This window comes from Pseudomonas sp. T1.Ur (assembly GCF_023516725.1).
Taxonomy (GTDB): Bacteria; Pseudomonadota; Gammaproteobacteria; order Pseudomonadales; family Pseudomonadaceae; genus Aquipseudomonas; species Aquipseudomonas alvandae.
Map to the genome: position 1 here is coordinate 5,132,126 of NZ_JAMGSN010000001.1, position 17,242 is coordinate 5,149,367.

14 protein-coding genes are annotated in these 17,242 nt (G+C 61.5%); 10 read left to right on the forward strand and 4 right to left on the reverse strand.

What is annotated here, in order from left to right; all coding sequences use genetic code 11:
- Nucleotides 1–53: 53 nt before the first annotated feature.
- The 4 genes from M8Q45_RS22635 to rpmE all read right to left on the reverse strand — a co-directional run bounded on the left by M8Q45_RS22635 (nucleotide 54) and on the right by rpmE (nucleotide 3,902).
- Entirely contained in the window at nucleotides 54–1,250 is a 1,197-nt protein-coding gene (locus M8Q45_RS22635; RefSeq protein ID WP_249875509.1) for an ISL3 family transposase, read from the reverse strand.
- 154 nt (nucleotides 1,251–1,404) lie between these two features.
- Nucleotides 1,405–2,673 (reverse strand): malic enzyme-like NAD(P)-binding protein, encoded by a 1,269-nt coding sequence (locus M8Q45_RS22640; RefSeq protein WP_030140993.1) that lies wholly within the window; start codon nucleotides 2,671–2,673, stop codon nucleotides 1,405–1,407.
- Nucleotides 2,674–2,859: 186 nt separating this feature from the next.
- Nucleotides 2,860–3,642, reverse strand: coding sequence for a thermonuclease family protein (locus M8Q45_RS22645; RefSeq protein WP_249876466.1), 783 nt, complete (start codon nucleotides 3,640–3,642; stop codon nucleotides 2,860–2,862).
- A gap of 41 nt (nucleotides 3,643–3,683) precedes the next feature.
- A complete protein-coding gene (rpmE, locus tag M8Q45_RS22650) occupies nucleotides 3,684–3,902 on the reverse strand; it encodes a 50S ribosomal protein L31 (RefSeq protein WP_030140995.1) in 219 nt (72 codons plus the stop codon).
- A 280-nt stretch (nucleotides 3,903–4,182) separates the two neighbouring features.
- Here rpmE and M8Q45_RS22655 point away from each other — a divergent pair, with 280 nt between their 5' ends.
- From M8Q45_RS22655 to M8Q45_RS22700, 10 genes are all read left to right on the forward strand, one after another.
- On the forward strand, nucleotides 4,183–6,402 hold the full coding sequence (locus tag M8Q45_RS22655) for a primosomal protein N' (protein WP_249876467.1): 2,220 nt from the start codon (nucleotides 4,183–4,185) through the stop codon (nucleotides 6,400–6,402).
- 263 nt (nucleotides 6,403–6,665) lie between these two features.
- Nucleotides 6,666–8,402: an arginine--tRNA ligase gene (argS, locus tag M8Q45_RS22660; protein WP_249876468.1), complete on the forward strand. Its 1,737-nt coding sequence runs from the start codon at nucleotides 6,666–6,668 to the stop codon at nucleotides 8,400–8,402.
- A 1-nt stretch (nucleotide 8,403) separates the two neighbouring features.
- Entirely contained in the window at nucleotides 8,404–9,108 is a 705-nt protein-coding gene (locus M8Q45_RS22665) for an SPOR domain-containing protein (protein ID WP_030140998.1), read from the forward strand.
- Nucleotides 9,109–9,359: 251 nt separating this feature from the next.
- A complete protein-coding gene (gene hslV, locus M8Q45_RS22670; protein ID WP_249876469.1) occupies nucleotides 9,360–9,890 on the forward strand; it encodes an ATP-dependent protease subunit HslV in 531 nt (176 codons plus the stop codon).
- 43 nt (nucleotides 9,891–9,933) lie between these two features.
- Nucleotides 9,934–11,271, forward strand: a complete 1,338-nt coding sequence (hslU, locus tag M8Q45_RS22675; protein WP_030140999.1) for an ATP-dependent protease ATPase subunit HslU — start codon at nucleotides 9,934–9,936, stop codon at nucleotides 11,269–11,271.
- A 122-nt stretch (nucleotides 11,272–11,393) separates the two neighbouring features.
- A complete protein-coding gene (locus M8Q45_RS22680; RefSeq protein ID WP_045154902.1) occupies nucleotides 11,394–11,771 on the forward strand; it encodes a gamma-butyrobetaine hydroxylase family protein in 378 nt (125 codons plus the stop codon).
- A gap of 278 nt (nucleotides 11,772–12,049) precedes the next feature.
- Nucleotides 12,050–13,729 (forward strand): class II poly(R)-hydroxyalkanoic acid synthase, encoded by a 1,680-nt coding sequence (gene phaC / locus M8Q45_RS22685; RefSeq protein WP_249876470.1) that lies wholly within the window; start codon nucleotides 12,050–12,052, stop codon nucleotides 13,727–13,729.
- A 100-nt stretch (nucleotides 13,730–13,829) separates the two neighbouring features.
- Nucleotides 13,830–14,687, forward strand: coding sequence for a poly(3-hydroxyalkanoate) depolymerase (gene phaZ / locus M8Q45_RS22690; protein ID WP_039592414.1), 858 nt, complete (start codon nucleotides 13,830–13,832; stop codon nucleotides 14,685–14,687).
- A gap of 111 nt (nucleotides 14,688–14,798) precedes the next feature.
- Entirely contained in the window at nucleotides 14,799–16,481 is a 1,683-nt protein-coding gene (gene phaC / locus M8Q45_RS22695; RefSeq protein ID WP_249876471.1) for a class II poly(R)-hydroxyalkanoic acid synthase, read from the forward strand.
- A gap of 60 nt (nucleotides 16,482–16,541) precedes the next feature.
- Nucleotides 16,542–17,162: a TetR/AcrR family transcriptional regulator gene (locus M8Q45_RS22700; RefSeq protein WP_249876472.1), complete on the forward strand. Its 621-nt coding sequence runs from the start codon at nucleotides 16,542–16,544 to the stop codon at nucleotides 17,160–17,162.
- The last annotated feature ends 80 nt before the right edge of the window (nucleotides 17,163–17,242 follow it).

Here is a 17,242-nt window from a genome sequence, read left to right on the forward strand (position 1 = left end):
CCACACGGATCTGCGGTGGCCACACAAAATCGGCAGCCACAAAAAAAGGTTCTTCACGGTTTTCCGGGGAAGGCGGCCTTGATTTTCAAGAAGAAATAGGCCGTGTCCCGGAAGCCATAAGCCATCCTCTTGATGACTTTTATCTTGTTGTTGACCCCTTCCAGCAGGCTTGTGTGCATGGCGAACCGAGCGCTAGCCAAGATCCCTCTCAAATATTTCCTGAGATTTTTGGCAAAGCGTATCAGAGGCTGTAATCCGCTTTGCGTCACCAGTTTCTGCCACGCTCGCCAGCGCCTCCAACCTTCCCAAACGCTGGGTGCGTACCAAATATCCTTGAGGGCATCCTTGAGCAGATAGACTGTCGACAGCGGCTGGTTGGCGGCCAGCAGCTCGTCGAGATGCACTTGCTGTTCAGCCTTGAGGTTTTCCTTGTTGCGCAACAATAGCCAGCGACTTTGCTTAACCACCTTACGGGCGGGTTTGTCATGGCGTAGAGCGTTAGCCTGATCGACCCGGATACGATCCACGACATCACGCCCATAACGAGCCACCACGTGGAAAAGGTCGTATACCACCTCGGCTTGCGGGCAATGGAGCTTCACTTCCAAGTCGAAGGCTGTGTTCATGTCCATGGCCACCGCTTCAATCTGTTGACACTGTTGGCCCAAGGCTTGGAAAAACGGGCGTATGGATTCTCGGCTATTGCCTTTACCCACCCAGAGCACACGCTTGCGGTCAGCATCCATGATCACCGTCGCATAACGGTGCCCCTTGTGCAGGGCGAACTCATCCATGACCAAGCGCTTCACGTTACCGGGATCGAAGGCTGCGACGTTGCGCTCCAGGCGCCGCTTGTCGACATCCTTGATTGACTGCCAATGGAGCCCGGTTAATTGACGCACATGAGCAATAGGTAAAATCAGCGTCAACACCTCGATCCAGTTGACCAGGCGCTGCGTCATCCGGGCGAAAGGTGCCAACCAATCAATGTGCTCATTGACCCGACCACAGTTCAGGCAATCGAGTCGTCGCATAGGTATCAGCAGCAGGACCGGTTGATCGAACAGGTCTCGGTCTCGAACTCGACGCAAGCGCCGATCATGAATCAGGGGACAGGGCTGCTGGCATCGACCGCATAACGGCATGACCGTGGCGCAGGGTTCGAGGGTCAGCTGCAAAAGTTTGGGAGCAGAGATCGAAGAGGCGATGTAATAGCCTGGAAAAAACGAAGCAAGGTCAATAGGATGCATGTCGACAGCAGGGGGCAGGAATTGGTTTGGGTGGTACCTTCCAATTTACCTAAACCCTGACTGTCAATCTTCTCTTCCCCACGAATCCGTGAAGAACCCAAAAAAAGCCCCGACTCACACGAGTAGGGGCTTTTTGTTGAAGCGCTACAACAGCTTAGCCGTTAAACACGTCATCCACGCTCTTGAGCGGGTAGTTCTTCGGGTACGGCAGGGTTGCAACACCCGTCTCGATGGCGGCCTTGGCCACGGCGTCGGAGATCAGGGTGATCAGGCGGGCGTCCATTGGTTTCGGGATGATGTACTCACGACCGAATTCCAATTTGATGCCGCCGTAGGCGTCGCACACTTCCTGCGGCACCGGCAGCTTGGCCAGTTCACGCAGGGCGTTGGCCGCCGCGACTTTCATTTCTTCGTTGATGCGCTTGGCGCGGACGTCCAGGGCACCACGGAAGATGAACGGGAAGCCCAGTACGTTGTTGACCTGGTTCGGGTAGTCCGAACGGCCGGTAGCCATGATCACGTCGTTGCGGGTTGCGTGAGCCAGCTCCGGGGAGATTTCCGGATCCGGGTTCGAGCAGGCGAACACGATCGGGTTCGGCGCCATGCGCAGCAGGTTTTCCGCGCTCAGCAGGTTCGGGCCCGACAGGCCGACGAACACGTCGGCGCCGTCCAGCGCGTCTGCCAGGGAGCGCTTGTCGGTCGCGTGGGCAAACACGGCCTTGTACTGGTTCAGGTCGTCACGGCCGGAGTGGATCACGCCGGTACGGTCAACCATGAAGATGTTTTCGATCTTGGCGCCCATGCTCACCAGCAACTTCATGCAGGAGATGGCTGCAGCGCCGGCACCCAGGCAGACGATCTTGGCTTCTGGCAGGGTCTTGCCGGCGATTTCCAGGGCGTTGATCATGCCGGCCGCGGTGACGATCGCGGTACCGTGCTGGTCATCGTGGAATACCGGGATGTCGCACTGTTCGATCAGGGCGCGCTCGATCTCGAAGCACTCAGGTGCCTTGATGTCTTCCAGGTTGATGCCGCCGAAGGTGATGGAGATGCGCTTGACGGTGTCGATGAAGGCTTGCGGGCTTTCGGAGTCGACTTCGATGTCGAACACGTCGATGCCGGCGAAACGCTTGAACAGGACACCCTTGCCTTCCATGACCGGCTTGGAAGCCAGTGGGCCGAGGTTGCCCAGGCCGAGAATCGCGGTGCCATCGGAAATGACTGCAACCAGGTTGCCCTTGCCGGTGTACTTGTAGGCCAGTTCAGGGTCGCGAGCGATTTCGCGCACTGGTTCGGCTACGCCGGGGCTGTAGGCCAGCGACAGGTCGCGGGCAGTAGCGGTGGCCTTGGTGAGCTCGACACTCAGCTTACCCGGACGAGGATTAGCGTGATATTCGAGAGCGGCAGTTTTCAGATCAGACATGTGGGCATTCCGCTTTTTACTGTGTTGGACAGACGGACCGCCGAGGATACGCGCCTCGCAAAGTCCCTACAAGACTGACCAGTCACTCCTGTCAAGCGCCCTACCCTACGACTTTGGGCCAAGAGCAGCGAAACACAAGGGCTTGATGCATACAATCCAGACCAGGAATGTCTACAATTATTTTTCTCAAAGCACCGGCTGCAACATCGCCGGATCCGTCAGCGGCAACAACCATCGCGCCTGCCCGGGCTTCGGCGTCCCGCGCCGGGAGCGATCCACAACCCAACCGCGCGCCTCGATTGTCCGGCCTTCCAGGCGCTTGAGCATCGAGGCGTCAAAGTTTCGCTGCAAATCGGACGCGATGTGCAAGACAACCGCCCCCTGCATTTCTATCCAGATGCCGCCGCGATTGCGCTGCACGCTGTCTACACGACCACGGACCAATGCGAAGCCGGCCGCGTTGATTTGCTCCGCTCGCGTGACCGGAGACTTCTTCCATATCCCGAGCCCGGCTTGTCGCGCCTGGCGCTCAGCCGCCTGCTGGCATGCGACCAGATCGACATTCGGCGCAACCGCCACCAGGAAGCCCAGCCCCTCGGCAATCAGTTGTTCTTCGAGGTTGCGGCCCTGACGGTCATAGACGTGGGCCAGCGTGCGTCCGTAGTTGTCCTGGTCATCCTTGCCGGGCGATACCTTGACCCGGCCGGCACTGGCAGCCACCAGCGCCTCGAGTCGCTGGCGCGCCGCCACGGCGAACGGTTCGTCAGCACGCCCGCGCTTGCCCAGCTCCGGGCTGTTGAGACCGATCATGCGGATACGACGGCCGTCCTGGAGATACAACGTGTCGCCATCCACCACCCGCTGCACAGCCACTTCAGGCAGGTCCCCGGGCAGGGGGCAGAACGCCTGGGCGCCACAAAGCCAAATCGCAGACACAAAAAAGGCGCCCACGAGGGACGCCTTTTTCATTAGCCTGGAATAGCCGGAACGACTTTCCAAGATAATCAGCCTTAGGCTTTCTTCGCGCCGAAAGCACCGAAACGATCGGCGAACTTCTGAACGCGGCCGCCGGTATCCAGAGTCTTTTGCTTACCGGTGTAGAACGGGTGGCATTCGTTGCAAACGTCGATCGCCAGGGCTTTGCCGTAGGTCGAACGGGTTTCGAACTTGTTGCCGCAGCTGCAGGTTACGGCCACAACTGGATAGTCTGGATGGATATCGGTTTTCATGGTGTTTTCCTCAGGCTAGCGTGCCGCCACCCAACACTATTGTTGAATACCGCACGTAATTAGGCCGCGGATTCTACCAGACAACATTAATCGCGCAAGCTACAACTTGTACCAACCGTCTGCTAGGCTCCCGGCCTCAAGCACAATCCCTGTGGGAGCGAGCTTGCTCGCGATGGCGGTGGATCTGTCACATGCATGTTGACTGACAGGCCGCCATCGCGAGCAAGCTCGCTCCCACATTGAGCCTTGCGTATTTGTCCGCCTACCGAGACCCTCCCGCGTGCCCGACGCCATCCTGCGCCTCGCCCTGCCTTCGCCACTGCGCCGCCTGTTCGATTACCGGGCCCCGGCCGGAGTGCCGCGTGCCCAACTGCAACCGGGCATGCGCCTGCGGGTGCCGTTCGGCCGGCGGGAAATGATCGGCATCCTGGTGGAAGTCGCCGACCACAGCGAAGTGCCGGCCGACAAACTCAAGCCGGCCCTGGCCCTGCTTGATGCGACGCCACCGCTGCCGGCCTCGCTGTTCAAGTTGTGCCTGTGGACCGCCCAGTATTATCAACACAGCTTGGGCGACACCCTGAGTTGGGCCCTGCCGGTACTGTTGCGCCAGGGCGAACCGGCCGAGGCGCGCCAGGAGCGGTTCTGGTCGGTGGCACCGGGCGCTTCGCTGGACGATCCGCGTATCGCCCGCGCACCGCGCCAGCGCGAAGCCCTTGCCACCCTGGCCCAGCATCCCCACGGCGTGGCCCACCAGTTATTGAGCAAACTGATGCTCAGCAAGGACAGCCTCGACCTGCTGCTGGCCAAGGACCTGGTCCAGGTGGAAGTTCGCCGCCATGCCCCAGGCGAGCGCCACGAACACTGGCTGGCCCAGCCAGAACTGCCGCTCAACGCCGAACAACGGGCCGCTTGCGAGGCGATTCGCGCAGGTTTCGACAGCTATCACGCATTCTTGTTGGCGGGTGTCACCGGCAGCGGCAAGACCGAGGTCTACCTGCAGCTGATCCGCCAGACCCTGGAAGCCGGCAAGCAGGCCCTGGTGCTGATTCCGGAAATCAACCTCGGCCCACAAACACTGGCGCGCTTCGAACAGCGCTTCAATGCGCGGATCGCCCTGGTGCACTCGGCAGTCAACGACCGCGAACGCCTGGAAGCCTGGCTCGCCGCCCGGGACGGCGAGGCCGACATCATCATCGGCACCCGCTCGGCGCTGTTCACGCCGATGAAAAACCCCGGCCTGATCATCATCGACGAAGAGCACGACGGTTCCTATAAACAGCAAGAAGGCCTGCGCTACCACGCCCGCGACCTGGCGCTGGTGCGGGCCCGCCAGGAGAACATTCCCATCGTCCTTGGCTCGGCCACGCCTTCCCTGGAAAGCCTGCATAACGCCTACACCGGTCGCTACGGCCTGCTGCGCCTCAACGAAAGGGCCGGCGGCGCCAAGCAACCGCGCTTCCTGCGCCTGGATGTGAAAAGCCGTCCGCTGGACAGCGGCATCTCCGGGCCGATGCAGCAAGCCATCGGCCAGACCCTGGCCGCCGGGCAACAGGTGTTGGTGTTCCTCAATCGCCGGGGTTTTGCCCCGACCCTGCTGTGCCATGACTGCGGCTGGATGTCCGGCTGCGAACGCTGCGACGCGCGGATGACCGTGCACCAGCGCTACGGCGAGCTGCGTTGCCACCATTGCGGGCACTCCGAACGCGTGCCGAGGAACTGCCCGCAATGCGGCAAAGTGGACTTGCGTCCGGTGGGCGCTGGCACCGAGCGCGCCGAAGAACGGCTGGGGATCTTGTTTCCCGATTACCCGGTGCTACGCGTGGATCGCGACAGCACTTCGCGAAAGGATGCGATGAACAATCTGTTCGCCACCATCCAGAAGGGTCAGCCGTGCATCCTGGTGGGCACGCAAATGCTCGCCAAGGGGCATCACTTCCCCCGGGTCACGCTGGTATCGATCCTGGATGCCGACGGCGGGCTGTTCTCCGGTGATTTCCGGGCCAGCGAGCGCATGGCGCAGCTGATCGTCCAGGTCGCAGGCCGCGCCGGACGCGCCGAGGAGCCGGGCAAAGTAATCATCCAGACCCACCTGGCGGATCATCCGCTGCTGATACAACTGACCGAGCAGGGCTATTTCGCCTTTGCCGAACAGGCGCTGAGCGAACGCCGTGGCGCCGGGTTGCCGCCATTTGCGCACTTGGCGCTGTTGCGCGCCGAGGCTCATAAACCGGGGCAGGCGGAAGGTTTCCTGGACGAAGCGTGCAGTGAGGCGGAACGGCTGCTGGCGGAGCAGAACCTCACCGGCATCGAACTCCTGGGCCCGGTTCCGGCTCCGATGGAGCGGCGGGCCGGGCGTTATCGCGCGCAGCTTCTATTGCAAGCCAATGCCCGGGCACCGCTGCATCGGCTGCTGAGTGCCTGGCTGCTGGCGCTGGAACAGATGCCCAGCGGGCGGGCGGTGCGCTGGTCGCTGGATGTGGATCCGGTGGATTTGTATTAATGGATCGCTAATCTGGCCCTTGTGGGAGCGAGCTTGCTCGCGATGGCGGCGGGTCAGTTTGCATGAATATTGGATGCCAGACCGCTATCGCGAGCAAGCTCGCTCCCACAGGGGATTGCGTACATCCAGGCCAGCAAGAATAGTCACCACACATCCCCAACCAACCCGCTACAGTTGGCAAGCTCGCCCGCGCCACGGATAATGCCCAGTTTTTCCACCAGCGCATCGAAGCGCCGCCGCGCCTGCGGTTGAAAGAGAAGACCATGAAAGACACCATTCGCCAGCTCATCCAGCAAGCCATCACCCAACTCGTCACTGAAGGTGTGCTGCCAGAAGGCCTGTCGCCGGCGATTCAGGTCGAGAACACCCGGGACAAGACCCACGGCGACTTCGCCAGCAACATCGCGATGATGCTCGCCAAGCCGGCCGGCATGAAGCCTCGCGACCTGGCGGAAAAAATCATCGCCGCGCTGCCGGCCGACGAGAACGTCAGCAAGGCTGACATCGCCGGCCCCGGGTTCATCAACTTCTTCCAGAACACCCAGGCCCTGGCCTCGCGCCTCGACGCTGCCCTGGCCGACGCGCGCCTCGGCGTGCGCAAGGCCGGCCCGCTGCAGCGCACCGTGGTCGACCTCTCTGCACCCAACCTCGCCAAGGAAATGCACGTCGGCCACCTGCGCTCGACCATCATTGGCGACGGCGTGGCCCGCGTGCTGGAGTTTCTCGGCGACACCGTGATCCGCCAGAACCACGTCGGTGACTGGGGCACCCAGTTCGGCATGCTGATGGCCTACCTGCAGGAAAACCCCATCACCAGCGACGAGCTGTCGGACCTGGAAAATTTCTACCGCGCCGCCAAGCAACGTTTCGACGAGTCGCCCGAATTCGCCGACCGCGCCCGCGGCCTGGTGGTCAAGCTGCAAGCCGGCGACGCCGAGTGCCTGGCGCTGTGGACCAAGTTCAAGGACATCTCCCTGTCCCACTGCCAGAAAATCTACGAGCTGCTGAACGTCAAGCTGACCATGGCCGACGTGATGGGCGAAAGCGCCTACAACGAAGACCTGGTCAACGTGGTCAACGACCTCCGCGCCAAGGGCATGCTGGTGGAAAGCAACGGCGCCCAGTGCGTGTTCCTCGACCAGTTCAAGACCGCCGATGGCGAGCCGCTGCCGGTGATCATCGTCAAGGCCGATGGCGGCTACCTCTACGCCACCACCGACCTGGCGGCCGTGCGCTACCGCAACCGTGTGCTCAAGGCTGATCGGGTGCTGTATTTCGTCGACCAGCGCCAGGCCCTGCACTTCCAGCAGGTGTTCGAGGTGGCCCGGCTGGCCGGCTTCGTGACCCACCCGATGGAAATGGAACACATGGGCTTCGGCACCATGAACGGCGCTGATGGCCGTCCGTTCAAGACCCGCGACGGTGGCACCGTAAAACTGATCGACCTGCTGACCGAAGCCCAGGACCGCGCCTACAGCCTGGTCAAGGGCAAGAACCCGGACCTGGCCGAAGACGAGCTGCGCAACATCGCCAAGGTTGTCGGTATCGACGCGGTGAAGTACGCCGACTTGTCGAAGCATCGCACCAGCGACTACAGCTTCAACTTCGACCTGATGCTCAACTTCGAAGGCAACACCGCGCCGTACCTGCTGTATGCCTACACCCGCGTGGCCGGCGTGTTCCGCAAGCTCGGCAAGCACTTCGACGAAGTGGAAGGCCAGATCGTCCTCGAGGCCGCCCACGAGCAGGAATTGGCGGCCAGGCTGGCTCAGTTCGGTGAAGTACTGAACAACGTCGCCGAAAAGGGCACGCCGCATACCTTGTGCGCGTACCTGTACGACGTCGCAGGCCTGTTCTCCAGCTTCTACGAAAACTGCCCGATCCTCAGCGCCGAGACACCGGCACAGATGCAGAGCCGCTTGCGCCTCGCCGCACTGACCGGACGCACGCTCAAGCAAGGCCTGGAACTGCTGGGCCTGGAAACGCTGGAGCGCATGTAAGTTGGCCGCCAAGAAAAAACCTGCACCCAAACGCGGCGCCAGTCGTTACCAGCCCCCGGCGAAAAAGCCGATCCCGGGCTGGTTGTGGATGGCCATCGGCCTGACGGTCGGCGCTTTCATTGTCTTCTTGATGAAGCTGGAGCCGGGCCAGGGCGACGACGTCAAGCGCGTCCGGCAAGAGCAGCAGAAAGCCACGCGGATCGCCGAAGCCAACAAGACCCCGCCGAGCCCGACGCAACCGGTGAAGCCGAAGTACGACTTCTACACCTTGCTGCCGGAATCGGAAGTCATCGTGCCGCCCGATGCCGTGCCGGAGAAAACCCTGCCGACGCCGCAAGTGCCTCAGGTGCCGACCACACCGGTAACGCCAGCCGAAGCGGCAAAAATCGACACCGCCCGCGCCCAGGCAGCCCTGGCCGGCATCACGCCGCCACCCGCGCCGCCGGTACAGAAAGCAGCGCCGGTGACGAAGTTTTTCCTGCAAGCCGGCTCGTTCCGCAAGGAAGCCGATGCCGACAAGGTCCGGGCGCAGATCATTCTGCTGGGCCAATCGGTGTCGGTGGAGTCCGGAACGGTGAAGGACGAAACCTGGTACCGGGTATTGGTAGGTCCGTTCAGCAATCGTGAAGAGCTGACCAAGGCCCAGAAACAACTGGCCGGCAGCGGTTTCAGCAACCTGTTGTTACAACAACGCCAGAGCCGCTGAACACCGCAGAACACACCTGTGCTGCGGGACTTTTGTGCCCCTGGCCTGTAGGAGCTGCCGAGCGAAGCGAGGCTGCGATCTTTTGATCTTTCGCTCGAGACTCAATTGTCTGGGGAAAGATCGCGGCCTCGCTCCGCTCGGCAGCTCCTACGCGCCTCGCACCACTCGTCCCCCCCAGTTGAAAAACCCCGCGCCACCCCCATATGAGTTCCATCCGGGCATTTTCGCCCCGCTGCGTGGAGACTCTTCCCTTGACCACCATCGTTTCAGTCCGCCGTCACGGCAAAGTCGTCATGGGCGGCGACGGCCAGGTTTCACTGGGCAACACCGTGATGAAAGGCAACGCGAAGAAAGTCCGCCGCCTGTACCACGGCCAGGTCATCGCCGGGTTCGCCGGGGCCACCGCCGACGCCTTCACCCTGTTCGAGCGTTTCGAAGGCCAGCTTGAAAAGCACCAGGGCCATCTGGTCCGTGCCGCCGTCGAGCTGGCGAAGGAATGGCGTACCGACCGCTCCCTGAGCCGCCTCGAGGCCATGCTCGCGGTCGCCAACAAGGACGCCTCGCTGATCATCACCGGCAACGGTGATGTCGTTGAGCCCGAGGATGGCCTGATCGCCATGGGTTCCGGTGGCGCCTACGCCCAGGCCGCCGCCAGCGCCCTGCTGAAGAAAACCGATTTGTCGGCCCGCGAAATCGTCGAGACAGCCCTGGGCATTGCCGGCGACATCTGCGTCTTCACCAACCACACCCAGACCATTGAGGAGCAGGACCTCACGGAGTAAGCCCGTCCAGGCCCAGACTCCCGCTTGAGGACCGCCAAATACTATGTCCATGACTCCCCGCGAAATCGTCCACGAACTCAATCGCCATATCATCGGCCAGGACGATGCCAAGCGCGCCGTCGCCATTGCCCTGCGCAACCGCTGGCGCCGGATGCAGTTGCCTGAAGAACTGCGCGTCGAAGTGACGCCCAAGAACATCCTGATGATCGGCCCGACCGGTGTCGGCAAGACCGAGATTGCCCGTCGCCTGGCCAAGCTCGCCAACGCGCCGTTCATCAAGGTCGAAGCCACCAAGTTCACCGAAGTCGGCTACGTGGGCCGCGATGTCGAGTCGATCATTCGTGACCTCGCCGATGCCGCCATCAAGCTGCTGCGCGAACAGGAAATCACCAAGGTTCGCCACCGCGCCGAAGATGCCGCCGAGGAACGCATCCTCGATGCCCTGCTGCCGCCCGCGCGCATGGGTTTCAACGCCGACTCCGCCGCGACCCAGGATTCCAACACCCGCCAACTGTTCCGCAAGCGCCTGCGTGAGGGTCAGCTGGACGACAAGGAAATCGAGATCGAAGTGGCCGAGATGGCTGGCGTCGACATTTCCGCGCCGCCCGGCATGGAAGAAATGACCAACCAGTTGCAGAGCCTGTTCGCCAACATGGGCAAGGGCAAGAAGAAAAACCGCAAGCTCAAGGTCAAGGAAGCCCTGAAGCTGGTGCGCGATGAAGAGGCGAGTCGCCTGGTCAACGAAGAAGAGTTGAAGGCCAAGGCCCTGGAAGCGGTCGAGCAGCATGGCATCGTGTTCATCGACGAGATCGACAAGGTCGCCAAGCGCGGCAATGTCGGTGGCGCCGATGTGTCCCGCGAAGGCGTGCAACGCGACCTGCTGCCGCTGATCGAAGGCTGCACCGTCAACACCAAGCTGGGCATGGTCAAGACCGACCACATCCTCTTCATCGCTTCCGGCGCGTTCCACCTGAGCAAGCCGAGCGACCTGGTGCCCGAGCTGCAAGGCCGCCTGCCGATCCGTGTCGAGCTCAAGGCGCTGTCGCCGGAAGACTTCGAACGCATCCTGAGCGAGCCCCACGCGTCGCTGACCGAGCAATACTGCGCGCTGCTCAAGACCGAAGGCCTGAACATCGAGTTCACGCCCGAAGGCATCAAGCGCCTGGCGCAGATTGCCTGGCAGGTCAACGAGAAGACCGAGAACATCGGTGCCCGTCGCCTGCATACCCTGCTCGAGCGTTTGCTGGAGGAAGTCTCGTTCAGCGCCGGCGACCTGGCCAGCGCCCACGACGAAGCGCCGATCCGCATCGACGCCGAGTACGTCAACAGCCACCTGGGCGAACTGGCGGAGAACGAAGACCTGTCGCGGTATATTCTTTAAGCCTCAAGTGGAAAGCTGCAAGCTGCAAGCTGGTCACCTCCGGCTTGTAGCTTGTAGCTTGTAGCTTGTAGCTTGTAGCTTGTAGCTTGTAGCTTGTAGCTTGTAGCTTGTAAGCTGCCTCCATGACCAAACTCCCCACCGCCATCAACCTGCACAAAGCCTCCAAGACCCTGACGCTCAAATACGCGCCAGACGAGGAGTACCACCTGCCTGCGGAATTCCTGCGGGTGCACTCGCCTTCCGCCGAGGTCCAGGGCCACGGCAAACCCATCCTGCAATACGGCAAGCTCGGCGTCGGCCTGACCAAGGTTGAGCCCGCCGGCCAGTACGCACTGAAATTGACCTTCGACGACGGCCATGACAGCGGATTGTTCACCTGGGACTACCTGTACCAGTTGGCGGTACGCCAGGAAGACCTGTGGAACGATTATCTCGCCGAACTCAAGGCCGCCGGAAAAACCCGTGACCCGAACGAGTCCGTCGTCAAGCTGATGCTCTAGCTCAAGGGCTGGCGCTTTAGGGCGAATTTTCTAGACTCATCTGCTTGAATGCCCGCGCAGCAACGTCAATGACTGGCCTGCTTGCGAAAAAAATTAAACTCGGGTAACCAATGGAGCTGGCAAGTTCCCTGCAAAGGAACCGGCGAGTTCCTGGCACACGTTTCCTCATTGCCCTCGATGCGGAATTAACGGTCACCCCGAGCAGCGTACCTGGTATTGGCCTTGCGGCTTCACGGCACGGTCCCGGTACTCGTCTGAAGGACAATGGAGCGTCGTAGATGAGCAACAAGAACAACGATGAGTTGAAGTACCAAGCCTCGGAAAACACCCTCGGCTTGAATCCCGTCGTCGGCTTGCGCAGGAAAGACCTGCTGGCCTCTGCCCGGATGGTGCTGACCCAGACCATCAGACAACCCTTGCACAGCGTCAAGCATGTCGCCCATTTCGGGGCTGAACTGAGGAAAGTCCTGTTCGGCAAATCCGAGTTGCAACCCGCCGGTGATGATCGTCGTTTCAACGATCCGGCCTGGAGCCAGAATCCACTCTACAAACGCTACTTGCAGACCTACCTGGCATGGCGCAAGGAGCTGCACGCCTGGATCGACGACAGCAGCCTCTCGCCCCAGGACATCAGTCGCGGGCACTTCGTGATCAACCTGATGACCGAAGCCATGGCCCCGACCAACTCGGCGGCCAACCCGGCGGCGGTCAAGCGCTTCTTCGAAACCGGTGGCAAGAGCCTGCTCGATGGCTTGTCCCACCTGGCCAAGGACCTGGTGCACAACGGCGGTATGCCGAGCCAAGTGGACATGGGCGCGTTCGAAGTCGGCAAGAGCCTGGGCGTGACGGAAGGCGCCGTGGTCTTTCGCAACGACGTGCTGGAATTGATCCAGTACCGCCCCATCACCGAACAAGTGCATGAGCGGCCGCTGCTGGTGGTCCCGCCGCAGATCAACAAGTTCTACGTATTCGACCTGAGCCCGGACAAGAGCCTGGCGCGCTTCTGCCTGCGCAGTAATGTGCAGACGTTCATCGTCAGTTGGCGCAACCCCACCAAGGCGCAACGCGAATGGGGCCTGTCGACCTATATCGACGCGCTCAAGGAAGCGGTGGACGTCGTCACGGCCATCACCGGCAGCAAGGACGTGAACATGCTGGGCGCCTGCTCGGGCGGCATTACGTGCACCGCGCTGCTCGGCCATTACGCCGCGCTGGGCGAGAAGAAGGTCAATGCCTTGACCCTGCTGGTGAGCGTGCTGGACACCACCCTGGACACCGATGTGGCCCTGTTCGTCGACGAACAGACCCTGGAAGCGGCCAAGCGCCATTCCTACCAGGCCGGCGTGCTGGAAGGTCGCGACATGGCCAAGGTCTTCGCCTGGATGCGCCCCAATGACCTGATCTGGAATTACTGGGTCAACAATTACCTGCTGGGCAACGAACCACCGGTATTCGACATCCTGTTCTGGAACAACGACACCACGCGGCTGCCGGCGGCGTTCCATGGTGACCTCATCGAGATGTTCAAGAACAACCCGCTGATCCGCCCCAACGCACTGGAAGTGTGCGGCACGCCGATCGACCTCAAGCAGGTCACTGCCGATATCTTCTCCCTGGCCGGCACCAACGACCACATCACGCCGTGGAAGTCCTGCTACAAGTCGGCGCAGCTGTTTGGCGGCAAAGTCGACTTCGTGTTGTCGAGCAGCGGCCACATCCAGAGCATCCTCAACCCGCCAGGCAACCCCAAGTCGCGCTACATGACCAGCGAGGACATGCCGGCCAAGGCCGAGGACTGGATGGAGAACTCCACCAAGCACACCGACTCCTGGTGGCTGCACTGGCAGGCCTGGCAGGCCGAGCGCTCGGGCAAGCTGAAAAAGGCACCGACTGTGCTGGGCAACAAGACTTATGTGGCCGGCGAGGCGGCCCCGGGTACGTATGTACATGAAAGATAGCTGTAAGCCGCAAGTTTCAAGTTTCAAGCTTCAAGCGCCTTGACTTGAAGCTTGTAGCTTGAAGCTGCCATTCTGCTTTTTTAACCCCAGGGCTTGAAGCATGCCGCAACCGTACATCTTTCGTACCGTCGACCTGGATGGCCAGACCTTGCGCACCGCGGTACGTCCCGGCAAGCCTCACTTGACGCCGCTGCTGATCTTCAACGGCATCGGTGCCAACCTGGAGCTGGTGTTCCCGTTCATCGAAGCCCTGGACCCGGATCTGGAAGTGATTGCCTTCGACGTGCCCGGGGTCGGCGGTTCGTCGACGCCGAGCCGGCCGTACCGCTTCCCTGGCCTGGCAAAACTCACCGCACGGATGCTCGACTATCTCGACTACGGGCAGGTCAATGTCATCGGCGTGTCCTGGGGCGGCGCCCTGGCACAGCAGTTCGCCCATGACTATCCCGAGCGCTGCAAGAAGCTTGTGTTGGCGGCGACCGCCGCCGGTGCGGTGATGGTGCCGGGCAAGCCGAAGGTGCTGTGGATGATGGCCAGCCCCCGGCGCTACGTGCAGCCGTCCCATGTGATGCGGATCGCCCCGCTGATCTATGGCGGCTCGTTCCGCCGCGACCCTAGCCTGGCGGCCCGCCACGCCGCCAAGGTACGTTCGGCGGGCAAGCTCGGTTATTACTGGCAACTCTTCGCGGGACTTGGCTGGACCAGCATCCATTGGCTGCACAAGATCCACCAGCCGACCCTGATCCTGGCCGGTGACGACGACCCGCTGATCCCCTTGATCAACATGCGCATGCTGGCGTGGCGCATCCCGAATTCGCAACTGCATATCATCGATGACGGCCATCTGTTCCTGATTACCCGGGCCGAGGCCGTGGCACCGATCATCATGAAATTTCTGGAGGAAGAACGTCAGCGCGCGGTCATGCATCCGCATCCCGCGCCGCTGGGTGGCGGCTGACACCCTCATTAGCGCCTGGCAGGACGCCGGATCACGCAACTACCCGAAACAGCGTCTATGTTGTCTGGTTCGGTGTGTTTGTTTTTAGCTTGATGACGAAGGAGTTGACTCATGCGCGACAGACCGGCGAAGGGTTCCATGCCCGCCCCTGCCAGTTTCATCAATGCTCAAAGCGCGGTCACCGGCTTGCGGGGCAGCGACCTGCTTTCGACCCTGCGCAACGTTGCCGCCCATGGCTTGCGCAACCCGGTGCACAGCGTGCGGCACGCGTTGCGCCTGGGCAGTCAGCTGGGTCGAGTGTTGCTGGGCGAAACCCTGCACCCCACCAACCCCGACGACAAGCGCTTCGCCGATCCCACGTGGCAGCTCAACCCGTTCTATCGCCGCAGCTTGCAGGCGTACCTGAGCTGGCAAAAACAGGTCAAGAGCTGGATCGACGAAAGCGACATGAGCCCGGATGATCGTGCCCGCGCGCACTTCACTTTCTCCTTGCTCAACGACGCCGTATCGCCTTCCAACACCTTGCTCAACCCACTGGCTATCAAGGAACTGTTCAACTCCGGCGGCACCAGCCTGATCCGTGGGCTCAGCCACCTGGTGGACGACCTGTTGCATAACGACGGCCTGCCCCGACAGGTCACGCCCCAGGCCTTCGAAGTCGGCAAGAACCTGGCAACCACACCGGGTGCGGTGGTGTTTCGCAATGAATTACTGGAGCTGATCCAGTACAAGCCAATGAGCGAAAAGCAGTACGCGAGGCCGCTGCTGATCGTGCCGCCGCAGATCAACAAGTTCTATATTTTCGACCTCAGCCCGTCCAACAGCTTCGTCCAATACGCGCTGAAAAATGGCTTGCAGGTGTTCATCATCAGTTGGCGCAACCCCGACGTGCGCCATCGCGAGTGGGGCCTGTCCAGCTATGTCGAGGCAACGGAAGAAGCCATGAATGTCTGCCGGGCGATCACCGGCGCGCGCGAAGTCAACCTGATGGGCGCCTGCGCCGGCGGCATGACCATCGCTGCCCTGCAAGGCCACCTGCAGGCCAAGCGTCAATTACGCCGGGTAGCCAGTGCCACGTACCTGGTGAGCCTGCTGGACAGCGAAATCGAAAGCCCGGCCACGTTGTTCATCGACGAACAGACCCTCGAGGCCGCCAAGCGCCGCTCCTACCAGAAAGGCATTCTCGACGGCCGCGACATGGCTCGCGTATTCGCCTGGATGCGCCCCAACGATTTGATCTGGACCTACTTCGTCAACAATTACCTCTTGGGCAAGGAGCCACCGGCGTTCGACATTCTCTACTGGAACAATGACTGCACCCGACTTCCGGCGGCCTATCACGGCGACCTGCTGGACTTCTTCAAGCACAACCCGCTGACCCACGCGGGCGGCCTGGAGGTATGCGGCACGCCGATCGACCTGCAAAAAGTCACGGTGGACAGCTTCAGCGTGGCCGGCATCAACGATCACATCACGCCCTGGGACGCGGTCTATCGTTCGACGCTGCTGCTGGGAGGAGATCGACGCTTCGTGTTATCCAACAGCGGCCATGTCCAGAGCATCCTCAACCCGCCGGGCAATCCCAAGGCCAACTACATTGAAAATCCGAAGCTGAGCGGCGACCCACGGGCCTGGTATTACGACGCCAAGCACATTGAGGGCAGTTGGTGGACCCAATGGCTGGGCTGGATCCAGGAGCGTTCCGGTGCCCAGCACGAAACCCGGATGGCCCTGGGTAACGCGAACTACCCGCCCTTGGAAGCGGCGCCTGGAAACTACGTGCGAGTCCGCTGAACACCTCATCCCACGGCCACGCGGCTGGCCGTGGAACAACTCCATCACCAAGAAGACCGGATGAAAACCCGCGACCGTATCCTCGAATGTGCCCTGCAGTTGTTCAACGAAAAGGGCGAGCCAAATGTTTCCACTATGGAAGTGGCCAATGAAATGGGGATCAGCCCTGGCAACCTCTACTACCACTTCCACGGCAAGGAGCCGCTGATCCTCGGGTTGTTCGAGCGATTCCAGGCCGAGCTGGCGCCATTGCTGGACCCGCCTGCCGATGCGCAATTGGCGCCGGAGGACTACTGGCTGTTCCTGCACTTGATCGTCGAACGCCTGGCCCAATACCGGTTCTTGTTCCAGGACCTTTCGAACCTGGCCGGGCGTCTGCCAAAGCTGGCCAAGGGTATCCGGCAGTTGCTCAACGCCCTGAAGCGGACGCTGGCCTCATTGCTGGCGCAGCTCAAGGCCCAAGGGTTATTGGTCAGCGACACACAGGCGTTGGGGCAACTGGTGGAGCAGATCACCATGACCCTGTTGTTCTCGCTGGATTACCAACGAATCCTGGATCGCGAAGGCGACGTTCGCTTGGTGGTCTATCAGATCATGATGCTGGTGGCACCGCACCTGCCGCCGGCGATCAAGGTCGCGACCGAGCAGATGGCGTTGCGGTATCTGGAAGAGCACGACTAACGAACTGCAGTGGCAGACCCCATTGTGGGAGCGAGCTTGCTCGCGATGACTGTGGCACATTCAACGACAATGTTTCCTGA